Below are 15,144 nucleotides of genomic sequence, written 5' to 3'. Positions count from 1 at the left end.
GGTGGTGACGGAGGGTGCTGTTATCCGAGGAGGATGCGGTGTCGGAGCAGGGTGAAGCCCGCTCGTCCGTGGATTTGGCGTGCGATTCGTTTGGTCTTGGTGTTGACGCCTTCGGTGGGGCCGTTGCTGTACGGAAGCATGAGTGCGGCGTTCACGGCGTCGCGGTCCCGCTCCAGGCCTCGGGTGAAGGCGTGCAGGTGGGGCAGATCGACCGTGCGGACCTCGTTGATCCAGTGCGAGAGCGTGTCGGCGTTTCCCGGCTGGGGCGTGAGGAACTGGGCGAAGCTCTCGATGGCGGTGGCCAGATGGGTCATCTCGGGGCAGGCTGCGGTGAGCCGTGCCAGGAGGTCTTGATGTTCGGGGGTGAGGTTGTCGGGCCTGGTGAGAATCATCCGGGCGAGCCGGCGGGGGGAGATGTGGCTGCGGTCGGCGTCCGCGCGGCCTTGGTTGATGCACTTGTGCAGGAGGTTGAGGCAGCCGGTGTAGCCGAGGGCCTTGATCTCGTCGAAGAGGTGCTTGACGCCGACGCCGGGTCCTCGGCTCGACGTTTGCGTAGGTGTTCGCGGTAGGGGTCGACGAGGCTGGCACGGTACTTGGGGACGCGGAGCATCCGCTCGGGCCGGTCGGTGCGTGCGTAGCGCTTGACGTTGTTCAGGGCCAGTTGTAGGCGGCGGGCGCAGTCGAGTAGGCCGACGCCCTGGTGGATTAGTCGTGCTGGCAGTGGCGCTGCTGTTCGTACTGCCCCGGATCCGTCGGGCCGTCACCCGCGCCCAGGCGGCGGTTGGTGAGGTCGGTTCCGCGCTGGACCGAACGCTTGGCGCCATCCGTACGGCCAAGGCGAACGGCGGCGAGGGCCGGGAGACCGTCGTCGGGTCCGCGATAGAACGCGCCCACCTCGCCGGCCTGACTGGTGCCCGACACCGCGCCATGGTCAGCGTGCTCTCGGCGATCAGCGTGCAGGCGGCGATCCTGGTGGTCCTTGGACTCAGTGGCTTTCTGGTGACCACTGGAGGGCTCATTCTGTTCGCCCTGATCGCCTTCCTGCTAGATGTTATCTACCTCTCCAGCCCGATCTCTGCCCTCACTGGCTCGCTGAGCCTGTTGCAGCGAGGGCTGGGGGCGGCCGTCCGGATCGGCAAGGTCGAGTCGATGGCCGTCGAGGAGGACGTCGACTCGGCCGTGTCAACGCTCGTTGTCCCGGGACCGCCCCAAATAGAGATCCTGGAGCTTGTGTTCCCCTATCCCACTCGCATACCGGTGTCGCGTGGCGTCTCGATCAACGTTGCCGCGGGGAGTCAGACCGCGCTTGTCGGACTCTCCGCGGCCGGCAAGACCACTCTGTTCGCGCTTCTGCAGCGATTCAACGAGCCGGATCGCGGCGCCATCCGGCTGGGCGGCCGGGATATCGCCGAGCTCACCCGAGCCGAGGTCCGCCATTTGACCGCCTATGTCGAGCAGGACGCCCCCAAGATGGACGGCATGATCCGTGACAATCTTATCTACGGTAATCCCACGGCGAGCCCGGATGAAATCGCTGAGGTGCTGCGGGACACTCGACACGAGCTGGCCCTGCGCGAGGCGCTGGATGCGGTCTCAGCCAGACGCACAGTGCTGCTGATCGCCCACCGTCTATCAGCCGTCGCCTCGGCAGAACAGATCGTGGTGCTTGAGAACGGGATTGTACGCGCGGCGGGCACCCACGAGTCGCTGCTGCGAAGCGACGCGCTCTACCGCGAGTTGGCGGCGACCCAGTTCCTGACGAACGAGACACCTGTTCCCATCGCACGGCAGCGCGAGTCATGGCTTTTCGGACTTCCCCTGCGGAATCGGCCCAGCTCCGCCTTCACCCCTCCCTAGCGAGCGCCGCCGGTTGAGTCGTTCACGAGGACCGCCTATCGTCTGGGGAGGGGTTCTCGCCGTGACAGGGCACCCACCCGAAGAGTTTCAGGCGCACCAGAGGCGGTGAGGCGTAAAGGTGTTAACCAATGTGCCGAGACATTCGCCGGAGGCATCGGAGCCGATTGCATCGAGTGAAAGTGAACTTGCTCGGTCGGTTAGCCGGTACGCGTTGTGGGTGCGTAACGCGGTTATCGTGCCATCCGGTGCGTTCGGCGTTGTCGCGGTTGACACGAACGGCGCGCTCGCGACCGCCTGCCTAGTCGGGTACGCCGCCGCATGGTGCGCCTTTCAGACATACTGGCGGTTTCGTCGACCACCGGCGGATTGGTTCATTGCGGCCGAAGGGCTGATGCTAGTCTCGGTCACGCTCAGCCAGGCGTACCTCGGGCCACAAACAGTCGGTAGTTGGACATTTGCGGTCGTGGCGATCACTACGGTCACCTGTCACTTCGAGTGGGTCCACCGGCCGGCTGGCGGATTCATTGTGGCCATACTGAGCATCGGTAGCTACGCACTCGGCAACCTACTCAGCGGGCCCGATCAGGGTCTTGTCGGCCATTGCCTCGGCTTCGCCGTGCAGTCGTTCCTCGCCTGGATGAGCTTCGCGCTGGTCCGAACTAGTGCCCGCGCCGCTGATCGCATTGCCGAAAGAGCCGCTCACCGGCGGCGAGAGGCCGCCGTCGCCGCGGCACGGCGGGCCGCCGAACTAGAGGACCTCGCCATGCTGCACGACACCGCCAGCACCACCCTACTGATGGTCTCCTCCGGGACGCTCGACAGCGCCGGATGGTTGCCGGATCGGGCCCGGCGCGACCTGGAGGTGCTCGGCTCGGTGCCCGGCACGGTGGCACGCGATGTGGATCTGTCCTCGCTGCTCGAAACTCTGAGAGAGTACCCCGGCGTGCCGATCCGCCTAGACGTCCGAGGGCCGCTGACGATACCGGCGAAGCCGGCGTTCGCGATCTTTCTCGGGGCACAGGAAGCTCTGAACAACGTACGACAGCACGCGGGGGACACAGACGCGTGCTTGTGCGCGGGCCGAGATCACGGCGGCAGGGTCCTGGTCGAGTTGCGCGATCTGGGCCGCGGATTCCATCCGGCGGATGTACCCGCACACCGGCGGGGCATCTCTGGCTCCATCATGGCTCGGATGAGCGCCGCGCACGGGTTCGCCCAGGTGGTGTCCCGGCCCGGAGCGGGCACGACGGTGCGGTGGATCTGGCCGACCGACGAAGGGTGGGACCAGCATGTCGATCGCGCTGACCGAACGACGGCTGCTTAACGGGTTGCGGATCGCGCTGCTGATCGTCGCGGTCGTGGTCCAGTTTGGACTAAGCCTCCCGCCGGCCCTCCGACGAATCGGGCGAGCGGACGGAGTTTGGCTTGAGAGCGCCGCGTACATCCTTCTGGCCCTGGTGGGCGTCGGCGGCGCCTTCTTCGTGGTGCGTCGGCGGTACTTCGCGCCGTCAGTGAGGTGGTTGGGCGTGGCGGCCGTACTGTTGGCCTCCGCACTTGTCTGCATGGCGTTGCCGCCCGAGCCGCTTGTTCGGATCAATCACTGGTACTTCGGCCTGATAGGTTGGTACGGTCTATTCCTGCTCTTCGATCTACCGATGGTCGTCATCACCGCCTTCCTCGCCACCCACCTGACCATGACGATGGGTGTAGTGGTAGTGGTCGGCGCACCAGTCGTGGAGCTAGCGTCATCGGCGATTCAATGCGTGTCGGTGCTCGGCCTCCAACTCGGTCTGGGACTGGCCGCGCTGGTTGTCCGTCGCGTGGCACGGTCCGCGACCGAGTCCTTCCGAGCCGCCGAGTCAATCCGTACCGCAGAGGTGGCCGCCGCGCTCCTGCACCGCGACCGGGAACGGCGATACGCGCAGTTACTGGAGACGACGGCACCGCTACTGGCCGCTCTGGCAACCGGCACACTCGACCCGGCAGCCGAGGGCACCCGACGCAGATGCGCCATCGAAGCGGCGCGAATGCGGCGCCTTTTCGCTGAGAACGACAACACCTCGGACCGTTTGCTTCACAGCCTGCAAGCCGCCATCGACGTCGCCGAACGGCATGGCGTGGTCGTCCAACTGGCTGTCCGTGGGGAACCGTGCCAGCTTGCGGCAGAGGTGCGTCGGGAATTGCTCGAGCCCATCACCGAGGCTCTGATCACCGCCACATCCGTTGCACGGGTGACCCTGATGCGCCGACCCGGCCAGGTACGGGTGAGCGTCGTCAGTGACGTGGTGGAGGTGCCGGCACCGAATCCGCAACTACACCACGTCCGCGTGAACCGGGTGGCGAGCGGCAGCTCGCTATGGATGGAGGCCGTGTGGGAACCGAGAAGCCGATAACGGCTGTGGTCATAGATGATCACCCCGCGATCCTCGCTGGAGTGGAGGCGTGGCTCGCCGCTGCACATCCGCCGATCCAGGTGGTAGCCACTGGCACCACGATCAAGACAGCCTGGATCCCGCCGGGCGACTCGGCGCAGGTCGTGGTGCTGGATTTGCGGTTGTCGACCGAGCGCTCGCTGTCTTACGGCGACCTGCGGCGCTTGGTGAACGCCGGCCGGCAGGTGATCGTCTACACCATGCTAGAGGACGAGCGGGTCGCTCTCAACTGCCTCGATCTAGGCGCGGTCACATTTCTTACCAAGACGGAGGGCAAGGAGCATCTGGTTGCAGCGACGATCGCGGCGGCCGAACATCGTCCCTACATGCCGCCTGCCCTGGCCGGAGCGATCGCAGCGAATGCTCGATCAGATCAGCCGCGTCTTTCCTCACGCGAGCAGGAGGTATTGGCCGAGTGGTTTCAAAGCGAGTCAAAGCAAATGGTTGCCGAACGTATCGGCATCACGGTTCGTACGGTGAACACCTATCTCGACCGGGTACGGATCAAGTATGCGAACGTCGGCAGGCCGGCTCCGACGAAGGCAGCACTCGTCGCGCGGGCCATTCAGGACGGGCTGATCGAGGCAGACGAGCTATAGGCGATAGGCGCGCCGCCGCAGAATAGCAGGCCAGGGCCTCGAACGGGGCCCAGACCACCGGTAGCCGGCCCGGCACGAGTAGGTGGTGACGATGTGGGTCAGGCTGCCCCGCGCGGGCTCGGGGGCGTTCTGCGCAGCGCAACCGTTTTTCGGAGCCCCCTGCCGCGTAGTGACCGGCCGCTTTGGATGTTGTCGTTGATGCCGTGAATGCTCCCATACGGGGAAGCCGCCGTCCGGCTTGGGTGTCGGGTCAGAGACCATTACTTGAGCCACACTCGACTGGGCGTGAAGGCGTCACCGAAGCGTCGACGTCAACACGGGACGGCGGTCGAAGGGCGACCCGCAGACGTCGACCGGCCCGGTGTCATCTCGACCCTCCGGACGGGACGCGGACCGATATATATCGACGTTCATATCGGTATGACGTACGACGTCCGTCAATTCCCTGCTGCTGTGGGCCTCCCACCGACGACGCTCCCCCCGGGTCGGCGCAGCCTGCGCTGACGCACGGTAACGACGTGGGCCTGGTGCTCGTCGGGTGCCCGGACACCGGGGTCTCGTCGGTAGCTGGCAGAACAGCTGGGACGTCGTCCTGACCGAACCGGCCCGGCCGCCGTCAGGTGGATTTCTGCGACCCCGCTGCAGGCTGTGGCCCGGCCAGGACCGAGCTTTCTGTTCCGGGGTTCGAGCCGCCGGCGGCGCACCACCACCGCCCGGCCCCGTTCACGGCCCGGGATCTTCTTCGTGGCGTCTCTACCGGTCGTCGCGGCCGCGGCACAGGACGGAAACCACCACTGATCCACACAGTGTTCCCTGAACGAGGGTCGTGCGCGCGGATGGCCGGGCTCCATAACGTTGTCCCTGGCAGACGGTCCAGCCGAACGAAAAGGACCGGCCCGCCTGACCGTCATCCGGAGTCCGGGATGGCCGGGCTCCCCTCATCCAAGGAGATGGCTTCGTGTCCAACGAAAACGCGTACGAGATCCCCGCTCTGATCGAGGTCGGCGACTTCGCCGAACTCACCCAGCTCACGTCGCAGGGTTACTGGATCGACAGCCCGTGGGGCTCGTGGTGGTTCTGAGCCACCCGATGGCCGCAGGGCTGAGTGAAGCGGGCAGCGTCGCCGGGGCACAAGCCTGACGCGTCGGCGGTACCGCACCCGATCACTCCAGCACGAGGGGGCCCGCACCGACGCCACACGCCGGTCGGGCCCCCTTTCTGGCATTCCGATGGAGGGTACGAATGGAGTTCGTGGTACTTCCCGACCACCCGGCCGGCGCCGAGGCTCTCGCGCTGGCCCTGACTCCCGGGCTGCCGTGCCCCACGGTGATCGAGCACCACTCCGGCAGACCCTGGATCGTGGGTGACTGGCGGACCGACGAGATCATGTCCGTCTCCGCCGGTCCGAGGCGACTTGTCCTGCTCGGCTGCGCAATCGCCCAACCGGACGCCCTGGCTGCCCGGCTGGGTCGGGTCCGCTCCCTGGCGGACCTGGACGATCTCGCCCGCCTGATCGCCGGCAGCTTTCACCTCGTCGCATCGTTCGACGGCGACGTCCGCGTCCAGGGCACGCTGTCCACCGCATGCCAGGTCTTCTACGCCACGGTCGCCGGTGTGACGATGGCGGCGGCCCGCCCCGAGACGCTGGCCGACCGCATCGGCGCGGGCATCGACGAGGAGCGGGTGGCGCTCGAACTACTGTCTCCGTTCGGGCCTCCCTGGCCGCTGAGCGAGCGTTCGGTGTGGCGCGGGGTGCGTAGTCCGCCCATCGGGCACTGCCTTGAGATCGACCGGAACGGCACCGGCCGGACCCGACGTTGGTGGACGCCGCCGGAGCCCGAACGCCGGTTGGGCGACGGTGACTTCGTCCGCGAGGCGTTGTTCCACGCCGTGGAGGCACGTACTGCGGGCCAGCAGCTGGTGAGCGCCGATCTCTCCGGCGGTCTCGACTCGACGAGCCTCTGCTTCGTCGCCGACCGGTCCGGCGGCGCACCCCTGGCGACCCTGCACTACGAGGCGCACGGTGGGCGGGGCGAGGACCTGCTCTGGGCACACCGGGCGGCGGCCGAACTTCCGCGGGCCCGCCACGTGGTGGTGCCGCCGACGGAGACGCCGGACTGGTACGCGCCGTTCGCGCACACCCCGCACGACCGGGAGGGCCCGCTGATGTTCGTCCGGGCCCGGGCAACCGTCGAGCATCAGGCCGCCCTCGTGGCCTCCCTGGGCGCACGCCGTCACCTGCAGGGCGTCGGGGGTGACGAGATGTTCCTCCCGAGTGTGATGTGCATGCACGGGCTGATCCGGCGTGCTCCGTCGGCGGCACTGCCGCACGTGCGCACGCTGCGGTCCAGACGCCGCTGGTCACTGGCCACGACGGTGCGGACGATGGCCTCCGCGCCGTCCTATCCGCGCTGGCTGGGCGCCCAGGTCGACGAACTCGCCGATGAGCGGGCCTGGGGCTCGGGCGCGTACTGGGAGATTTCGCCGAAGCTCCCGCCCTGGATCACCGCGGACGCGGCGTCGGCCGTGCGCCGTCTGCTGCGCGAGGCCGTGGCTGCGGGCCCCGAGCCGCTGGCCGCGCTCCCGGTCCAGCACGAGATGATCTGGATCAACCGGGTCAACGGCACGGTCATGCGGCGCAACTCACGCATCGGTGCGCACGCGGGTGTCTCGTTCCACGCCCCGTACACCGACGATCGGGTGCTGGAGGCCGTGCTGTCCGTGCGTCTGGTCGATCGGGTGGCTCCGGGCCGCCTCAAGCCCGTACTCGCGCGGGCGTTGGACGGTGTGGTGCCGGCCGGGATCCTGCAACGGACCGGCAAGGACGACGCCAGCCCCACCCTGTATGCCGGACTGCGCCGACGCCGCCGCGACCTGCTCGAATTCGCTGCGGATACCCGCCTGGCCAGAATGGGACTGATCGACGGGGCGGCGTTGCGTCGCCTGCTCACTGGCACACATGCCGACACCCGGCCACTGATGCCCTTCGATCCCACCCTCGCCTGCGAGTTGTGGCTCCGGGCCGTGGCCGACCCGGCCCCGACCGCCCCGACCCCCACCTTCCGAACCACCTGAGGAGGCATGATGACCTTCGCCCTGGTGCCCGGGGTGTCCATCGCCGACACCGGGAACGGCGCGGTGCTGCTCGACGAACGCAACGGCCGTTACTGGATGCTGAACTCCACCGGCGCGGTGGTGTTGCGGTGTCTGCTGGACGGTGAGCCGCCGGAGGAGGCCGTCCGGACGTTGCTGCGGCGCTTCCCCGACGCGCCCGACCGGGCCGCCGCCCACGTGGACGCCCTGCTCGACGCCCTGCGTACGGCACAGGTGATCGCCACATGAGCGGCGGGACCCTGCGCCTTGAATCGGCCAGCGCACCGCCCCGGCGCCTGCGGCCGCCGGCCCTGCTCGCCGCGGGCGTCGCGCGCCTGCTGACCCGGCTGCCGCCGGCCACGCTACGCCGGGCGCTGGTGTTCGCGAGCCGGGGCGCGCACCCCGCGAACGTGGCGCAGGTGCTGCGGGCCCGCAACGCGGTGGTGTACGTGAGCCTGGCCTGCGCCGGCCCACGCTGCCTGCAACGGTCGATCGCCGCTGCGTTGTTGTGCCGCCTGGGGGGCACCTGGCCCCAGTGGTGCACCGGCGTGGTCACCGAACCCTTCGCGGCACACGCCTGGTTGGCGGTGGACGGTGAACCCGTGGGCGAGGACCCTGGTCACGTCCGCGCCTTTCACGTCATCATGTCCGTGCCACCCCGCCGATGAACCGCGATGACGGCCCCGCCGTACACCGAAGGACGGCGTCGCACCTACGGCGATATCGAGGCGGTGCAGGGCCTCGACCTGACCGTGGCGGCGGGTGAGAGCTTCGGCTTCATGGGCCCCGACGGAACCGGTAGGTCCACCACAATCTCGGTGCCGTGTGCCTTGCCGCGCCCTACCGCCGGCAGCGCGGAGGGGGCCGGCGTGGATGTCGTCCGCGACCCAGCAGCAGAGCGTGCGGAAGCGCGTCAGCTTCCCCTCGGGGCAGGGTGGCCATAGTTGCGGACGATCTCGGTGGTCAAGGTCATCACCTCGGGTGCGGCGCGCTGTACGTCGTCGTCGCGGAAGCTGAACGCGAACAGACCCTTTGTGGTCAGTCCGGCCAACGCGGTGGGGGTGAAGGTCTCCCGGAGGTCCTTCAGGTAGATGTCGACCGGGTCCTCGTGCGGGCCGAAGTAGGCGACCATCACCGGACCGTACCGGCCCAGGACGTCGACCATCTGGCGGATGTCTTCGGCGTTCCCCTGCTTCTCGAAAGCGTTGAAGCTCTGGAAGTCGGAGACGCTCATAGCCTCGACGAAGTACTGGAACATTGAGCGGCCCGCGCCGATGTCGGGCTCGTCGTACGAGGCCGTCCAGCCGTCCCAATTGAGCCCGATGCGGGCGTTCGGTGCTTGCCGGTGAAAGAGTTCAACCAGCTCGAAGTAGCGTTCCTTGAGGGCCATATAGTAGTTCGTGGTGGCGGCATCGGCGAGGTATCCGGTGTTTGCGCAGGACATTTTCTGCAGGCCATGGAACATTGAGATGTAGAGGGGCGGGCCGTCGGCCTTGCCGGCGAAAGCGCGGGCGAGTCGGCGCATGTCGACCATGAATTCCGAGGAAAGTGGATAGGCCTGCCCGCATGCGCACCCGAAGCGGGTGTCGATCGATTCCCCGTCGCCCCAGGTAGCCACCACCAGATGCATGGCACGCCCGTATCCGTAGATCCGTGGGATGACGTCGGCCCGCCAGCCCTCGAATTGGTCGAGCTGATCGGACTTGTGGTACCAGGTGGTGATCATGCCGATGCCGGAGGCGATGAGCGGGGACCGCTCGGCGGGAATGGCGTCCGCGCCCAGACCGAACAGGATCTTCGGCGTCGGTCCGCCGGTGACCGGCGGCGAGGTCGCGGCGGGGGAACCTACCTCGGTCACCGATGCGCCAGCCGATCCGGTGACCGCGAACAGCAGCACGACGAGTACGGCGGCCAGCGAAAGGCGCAACCGCACCCGCGGCCCACTCGCGGCGGATGGTGACACAGGGTTCTTGACCGTGGGAGCGGGAGCGTCGGCTGTCTGTGACAGCAGCGTCCGGTAGATGTCCTGCAATCGGGTGCCGGGTTCGGCACCGAAGTTCTCCAGCAGCACCAGCCGGGCCTGCTCGTAGTTGGCCAGCGCATCGACCTGCCAGCCTGCCGCCTGTTGCGCCAGCAACAGCCGCTCCCACGCGGGCTCGCGCAGGGGGTCCTCGGAGAGCACCGCGCGGAGCACGATGATCGCCTCGGTGGTCTCGCCGCGCTCGAGCAGCGCGTCGGCGAGGCAGTATCGTGCCGTCAGGCGTACCTCTTGCAGGTGCTGGGCGGCGACGACGTCGACCACGTCCTCGTCCGGCGTGCCTTGCCACAGCGTCAGCGCCCGGCGCTGAATCGTGACCGCCTCTTCCGGCCGTTTCTCGGTGCGGGCCTTGACACCCTGCTCCACCAGCGACACGAACAGGTCGATGTCCAGTTCACCGGGATTCACGGTGAGCCGGTATGCGCCGCGCCGGCCGGCAAGCCGTTCGCCTGCGGCCTCCGGCGGAAGAACCTTACGCAATTGATGAACGTATGTCTTGATGCTGCCGCTGATGGAACTCGGATAGGCCGCCCGGTCCCACAGTGCCTCGGCCAACTCCTCGACGGACACCCAGGCGTTGCGGCGGCGCAGCAGCACAGCCAGCAGATCCCGGCGTTTGCCGGGTGCCAATGCCTGGGACTGCGCGTCCAGGCCGGTGACGCTGAGCGGGCCCAGCGCGACGAAGATCGGCACATTTACTCCCTGTATCGACGACGGACCCCAGCGTAAGGCAGCGGGCTTACTCCTACGAGTGCTGAATGCCGCGCGGACCGGGCGGTTGACCCGCACGTGACCGCAGGATGACCGGCGAGCGGGCCGGGTGCCGACAGATGGGAGGTCCGTAGCGTCAAAGGCAAGAAAAACCGAGGAGATTCGATGCGGCTAAGGTCGGTCATCGCCGCTGCTCGCGGTCTGATCACGGTGACCACATCGACGTCGGTGCCACCCGTGCCGCCGGCATCAATGCCGATCCATCGGCGGGCACAATGGTCAGCTCCTGCAGCAATCCGATCCTGGACAGCGATATCATCGGCTGTGCCATGGACACCTGGGCGTTCGGGCCGGCAGGCACGTTGACCGTACGGATGCAGATGGACCGGTGTAACTCCGAGCGAGACCGGCCAGCGCTTCGACGGCTGGGGGTCCGTGCTCGTTCGCAGATGACCGGCGCGAACAACGGGCGCCCGGGAGCACGTCGGGAGGTGCGATGCCGATCTCAGCCAGTGGCGCAACTTCGGGTTCGAATGGACACCGCAGCAGGTGACCGGCGAAATCGCCGGCGTCGAGTGGTTGACTGGGCCGGGGGTACGCGATCGGGGGCGTCAGCCGGCAACCAGATCCTCTGCCTCGACCAGTCCGTCCGCCAAGGCACGAACCAGCAGGTCGGCCTTGGTCGGCAGATGCAGGCCAAGGGCGGCGTACTTGGCCCGGATCCGCTTGATGTACATATCCACCGTGTGTGGCGACACACCCATCCGCCGGGCGACCGATGCCTTGGTCATCGACCGGAGCCACCACAGCAACGCGGTGCGCTCCCGATTGGACAGCCGAGGAACCGGCTGCCCGGCGTGCGGGGCGCGGGTTCGAGCCGCCGCCACGATCGCCGCCATCAGTGCCTGCCGGTGCCCATTCTGGGGGACGAACGCATAGGCGCCGGCGGCCAGAACCGCAGCGACCACCTCCTGCTCCTGCGGTGGGCAGAAGGCGACGACGGGCTTCTCGTAGGCGGTGAGCACTCGGCCGCCACAGACCAGCGGATCCAGCACCACCACGTCCGCGCCGGCGCTAGTGCCAACGGGGACCGTCCGCCAGTCTCGACGCAACCAGCCCCGCACCCCCTCCTCTATCACGGGCATCAGATCGCCCACGCCGACCCGGATCCACCACCGCGCCTCGTCGACCGACTCAAGACTCATGAGCCGATGCTCGTCTCGGCAGTCACGGCCCGGTCACGGCAGGGTAAACCCCCTGAACGGGCACGCTGACGTCCGCTGAGGCGAACCTCGCTGCCGTCGGGAGGGGCGCTCGGCAACGGTGAACTGACCGGCGTCGAAGCCAAGGTGCTGGCGCGACGGCATGCGGGCCCGTTGTGGCCGTCGGCTCTAGCGCCTCCCGCCTGGAGTCGACCGCCGAAGGCGTGTGATCGCAACTCGTCCAGGTCGATGATGCCCCGCTCTGCGAGCACCGAGTGCCGACAGATGCCGACCAATTCCGACTCGGCCGCTCGGATTCCACGGGAAGCCTGCGGATCCCCTGAGGTCTTACGGTTCCGCCGAAGGAAGTCTTCCGGGAGTAGTCCCCGCATCGCTTCTCGGATCAGCGGCTTGACCTGCTTGGGATGCCCGCAGCCCGGTATTCGAGTTGCCAGGCAGGCCTCAACGACCCGGTCATCGAGTAAGGGCGACTCGAACGCAACCCGCTGGGCGGCACCGACCTCGATGGTGAGCGAGTCACCCGGGGCGACTGGCTCGAACCCACGCCACAGCGGTTCCTCTGGCAGAGGATGTACCAACGGCATGATCGTGCGCAGCGCGCGCGTAGTCTCGTCGAAGTCGAATGAGCCCATTTCGGTCAACACGTCAGCCCGATCCGAGGCGACCCAGACACCATCGATCCGGGCACGGTAGATCCGCCGTACTCCCAAGGCATACGACCTTCCGGCGAACGACGCGACCACCCAGAAACTGCCGCCCAGTTCGCGGGCGAGCCGGTCCGGGCCATCCAGATGCCGAACAGCCTGGCTCAGGCCGGCCGGGGTCACGGCGGAGAATCCGACCACAGCTAACCGGCGTTCCGATCTGTCCGCCGAGACCGCGACCTGTTCAGCCGGGTAGTTGTGCACCAGCCACGGCCGGCCTGACGGATGGTGCGGGACTGCGGACCCACGAGCAAGGCGGCGGGCCAGTGGCACGGCCGAGTCGGTATCGGGGAGCAGCACGAAACCCCAACCTGCAATCACAGACACTCTGTCTCCCCACGCCGACTCGTGCACCCGACTTCCTGTTGCCACCAGGCTGGCATCGACCGGTGCACCCAGCGTGGTCCTACTGTGGTGACACGAAAGCGTAGGATAATCCGGGCCTGCTTCCCTGATCTCCGTCAATGCTGGTGGCCGGAGAGCCACCGCGTCTTGACCCGCACGCGACAGTTGCGTCCACCGGCCAGTCACGCACGACAGCCTGCTGCAGCCGGTGTATCCGGTACGAACGAAAGCCATGCTGCTCAACCAGGCTCATCGAGACGAGCCGCTCCAACAGGACCCGAACCCGAGCACGGTCCACTCCCATCAGGGCAGTGGCCGCGTCCAGATCGAAGCTTGACCACAAACGCGACGACAACCGTCGCAGCAGGACGATTTCGGCGGGCTTCAGCCAGTTGAACGCACGACTCAGCGCGATCCGGACGTTGGCTTCGGCGTCGTCGTCGGTCTGTAGCAGGTCTAAGAGGTTGCGCTCGTCTCGGAGTTCCGCCACCATCTCGCCCAGGCTAAGCTCTGGGATCCGACAGAACCGCTCAATCGCGATCCGCAGTGCCAACGGCAGTCCGGCACAGAGGTCGAGAAGTTGATCTACCGCGTCCGGCTCAACCACGAGCGGGGATTGCTTCAGGAGCACACCGACCAACTCCCGACCCTCATCGGACCGTAGTCGACCCACCGAGAGCCGGGCCGCCCCGTTCCGGGCCACCAGGCCACGGAGCTGGTTCTGGCTGGTTATCAGCACCACTCCGCCCACACCGGGCAGCAGCATCTCCACCTGATGGTGGTCGCGGACATCGTCAAGGACCACCAACATCCGCCGGCCTGTCAGCACCGAACGGCAGAGCGCGATCCGGCTGAGATCCCCTTCGGGGAGGTCGTCGTCACGGGTGCCTAACGCGCGAAGGATCTCCGCCGCGACCTCGCCCGGAAAGAGCGCCTGCCCGGGGCGGGACCCACGCAGGTCAAGGTGTAACCGGCCATCGGGGAACGGGAGCGAGGTGTGTGCCATCCAGTGCCGAACCAATGCGGTCTTACCCACCCCCGCGCCTCCATCGAGCACCACGACCCTTGCCGTGTCCTTACATAGCCGATCGAGGGCGTCCACTTCCCGCCGTCGGCCCACGAACCTGTCAGCCGGCAAGGTCGGAGTACACACCGCCAGCACGACGTCTGCCGGCCTGCCCTGTCCTGCCGGCTTGGTGTTCTCGCTGAGGATCCGTAGATGGAGGGCACGGAGGGTCTCGGACGGCACCACCCCGAGCTGATCTGCCAGCAACCGCCTGACCTGCTGGTACCTGCTGAGCGCTTCGGCTGTACGACCGCCGCGATGCAGGCTGAGGATGAGTCGGTGCCAGAGAGTCTCCCTAAGGGGGTAATACGCGATCAACCTCTGCACCTCGATAGAGACCATCCCCGCCTCGTCTCGATCGAGCGAAAGGTCGCAACGCCGCTCGACAGTCTGCAACATCTCCTCTTCCAGACCGACAGCGATCTCGTCAGCCCATCGGGCGCTGCCCAGCCCACTCAGCGGTCGACCCCGCCACAGCCGAAGAGCTTCGGCGAGCAGAGCGGCCTCCCCGACCGGGTCGGCACAGGAACTGGCTTCCTGGCGCAGCCGCCTGAACCGATTGAGGTCGATACACTCGGGATCAACCACCAAGCGATATCCACCCGCGTCGAAGTCGATAACTGCCGAATCGGTGCGGCCAGCCACCCGCAGCATGCTCCGCAGGCGCCTGACATAACCCCGCAACGTGGTCCGCGCGGAGCGCGGCGGCTCCTCGTCCCACACTCGGCCAACTAGTTCATCAACGCTCACGAGCTGCCCAGACCTCAAAGCAAGCGTGGCAAGAAGCAGTCGCTGCTTGGTTCCGGGCACAGGCACTGAGCCTTCAGCCGTCTGCACCTGCAGTTCACCCAGCATCGCAATAGAGAAACCGCCCATAGCCGTGCCCCCACGAGCTCTAGCTGATTGGACCACCAGACCATAGCGGGATCCGCATCGTCACCATGTGGGTTCTTCGCCCCACAAGCGACCCCTGCGGGGCTGTAGAGCAGAGCGTGACGGCCCTGCAGGCGCGCGATCAGCTCACCGAAGAGTTGCGGACTTCCGCGCAGCTGTCGCCAGTTGTCGGCGTCGACTGT

General features: G+C 67.3%; 13 protein-coding genes and 1 pseudogene. 9 read left to right on the top strand and 5 right to left on the bottom strand.

What is annotated here, in order from left to right; translation table 11 throughout:
- Positions 1-20 precede the first annotated feature (20 nt).
- Positions 21-709, bottom strand: a pseudogene (locus ACQP1S_RS06450) (transposase); the annotation flags it as partial.
- Between the two features lie 2 nt (positions 710-711).
- Here ACQP1S_RS06450 and ACQP1S_RS06445 point away from each other — a divergent pair.
- The 9 genes from ACQP1S_RS06445 (at position 712) to ACQP1S_RS06405 (ending at position 8,925) form a co-directional block, all read left to right on the top strand.
- Positions 712-1,857, top strand: coding sequence for an ATP-binding cassette domain-containing protein (locus ACQP1S_RS06445; RefSeq protein ID WP_432904117.1), 1,146 nt, complete (start codon positions 712-714; stop codon positions 1,855-1,857).
- A 217-nt stretch (positions 1,858-2,074) separates the two neighbouring features.
- Positions 2,075-3,181 (top strand): sensor histidine kinase, encoded by a 1,107-nt coding sequence (locus ACQP1S_RS06440; protein WP_432904114.1) that lies wholly within the window; start codon positions 2,075-2,077, stop codon positions 3,179-3,181.
- Positions 3,147-4,250: a hypothetical protein gene (locus ACQP1S_RS06435; RefSeq protein ID WP_432904111.1), complete on the top strand. Its 1,104-nt coding sequence runs from the start codon at positions 3,147-3,149 to the stop codon at positions 4,248-4,250. Before ACQP1S_RS06440 ends, ACQP1S_RS06435 begins: the two co-directional genes overlap by 35 nt.
- Positions 4,229-4,888: a response regulator gene (locus tag ACQP1S_RS06430; protein WP_432904108.1), complete on the top strand. Its 660-nt coding sequence runs from the start codon at positions 4,229-4,231 to the stop codon at positions 4,886-4,888. Before ACQP1S_RS06435 ends, ACQP1S_RS06430 begins: the two co-directional genes overlap by 22 nt.
- 958 nt (positions 4,889-5,846) lie before the next feature.
- Entirely contained in the window at positions 5,847-5,969 is a 123-nt protein-coding gene (locus ACQP1S_RS06425; protein WP_363667320.1) for a lasso RiPP family leader peptide-containing protein, read from the top strand.
- Positions 5,970-6,130: 161 nt separating this feature from the next.
- Positions 6,131-7,963 carry an asparagine synthase-related protein gene (locus tag ACQP1S_RS06420; RefSeq protein WP_432904104.1) on the top strand — a complete coding sequence of 611 codons (1,833 nt, stop codon included), beginning with the start codon at positions 6,131-6,133 and terminating at the stop codon, positions 7,961-7,963.
- 6 nt (positions 7,964-7,969) lie between these two features.
- Positions 7,970-8,230, top strand: coding sequence for a lasso peptide biosynthesis PqqD family chaperone (locus tag ACQP1S_RS06415; protein ID WP_432904101.1), 261 nt, complete (start codon positions 7,970-7,972; stop codon positions 8,228-8,230).
- The gene (locus tag ACQP1S_RS06410) at positions 8,227-8,649 is read left to right on the top strand and encodes a lasso peptide biosynthesis B2 protein (protein WP_432904098.1); all 423 of its coding nucleotides are present in this window, start codon (positions 8,227-8,229) and stop codon (positions 8,647-8,649) included. Before ACQP1S_RS06415 ends, ACQP1S_RS06410 begins: the two co-directional genes overlap by 4 nt.
- Before the next feature lie 6 nt (positions 8,650-8,655).
- Positions 8,656-8,925 carry an ATP-binding cassette domain-containing protein gene (locus tag ACQP1S_RS06405; RefSeq protein ID WP_432904095.1) on the top strand — a complete coding sequence of 90 codons (270 nt, stop codon included), beginning with the start codon at positions 8,656-8,658 and terminating at the stop codon, positions 8,923-8,925.
- Here the strand turns inward: ACQP1S_RS06405 and ACQP1S_RS06400 are convergent.
- From ACQP1S_RS06400 to ACQP1S_RS06385, 4 genes are all read right to left on the bottom strand, one after another.
- The gene (locus tag ACQP1S_RS06400) at positions 8,895-10,712 is read right to left on the bottom strand and encodes an AfsR/SARP family transcriptional regulator (protein WP_432904092.1); all 1,818 of its coding nucleotides are present in this window, start codon (positions 10,710-10,712) and stop codon (positions 8,895-8,897) included. The two genes, ACQP1S_RS06405 and ACQP1S_RS06400, sit on opposite strands and share 31 nt — an antisense overlap.
- Positions 10,713-11,341: 629 nt before the next feature.
- Positions 11,342-11,935, bottom strand: coding sequence for a helix-turn-helix transcriptional regulator (locus ACQP1S_RS06395; protein WP_432904089.1), 594 nt, complete (start codon positions 11,933-11,935; stop codon positions 11,342-11,344).
- Positions 11,932-12,984 carry an asparagine synthase-related protein gene (locus tag ACQP1S_RS06390; protein WP_432904086.1) on the bottom strand — a complete coding sequence of 351 codons (1,053 nt, stop codon included), beginning with the start codon at positions 12,982-12,984 and terminating at the stop codon, positions 11,932-11,934. Before ACQP1S_RS06390 ends, ACQP1S_RS06395 begins: the two co-directional genes overlap by 4 nt.
- Positions 12,985-13,063: 79 nt before the next feature.
- Entirely contained in the window at positions 13,064-14,923 is a 1,860-nt protein-coding gene (locus tag ACQP1S_RS06385) for a BTAD domain-containing putative transcriptional regulator (protein WP_432904083.1), read from the bottom strand.
- Positions 14,924-15,144 lie beyond the last annotated feature (221 nt).

Origin of the sequence: Micromonospora matsumotoense (genome assembly GCF_050951065.1) — a bacterium.
In the GTDB taxonomy this organism is placed as follows: domain Bacteria; phylum Actinomycetota; class Actinomycetes; order Mycobacteriales; family Micromonosporaceae; genus Micromonospora; species Micromonospora matsumotoensis.
The sequence above is the reverse complement of the archived record's forward strand: the minus strand, read 5'-3'. Positions and strand labels throughout refer to the sequence as shown.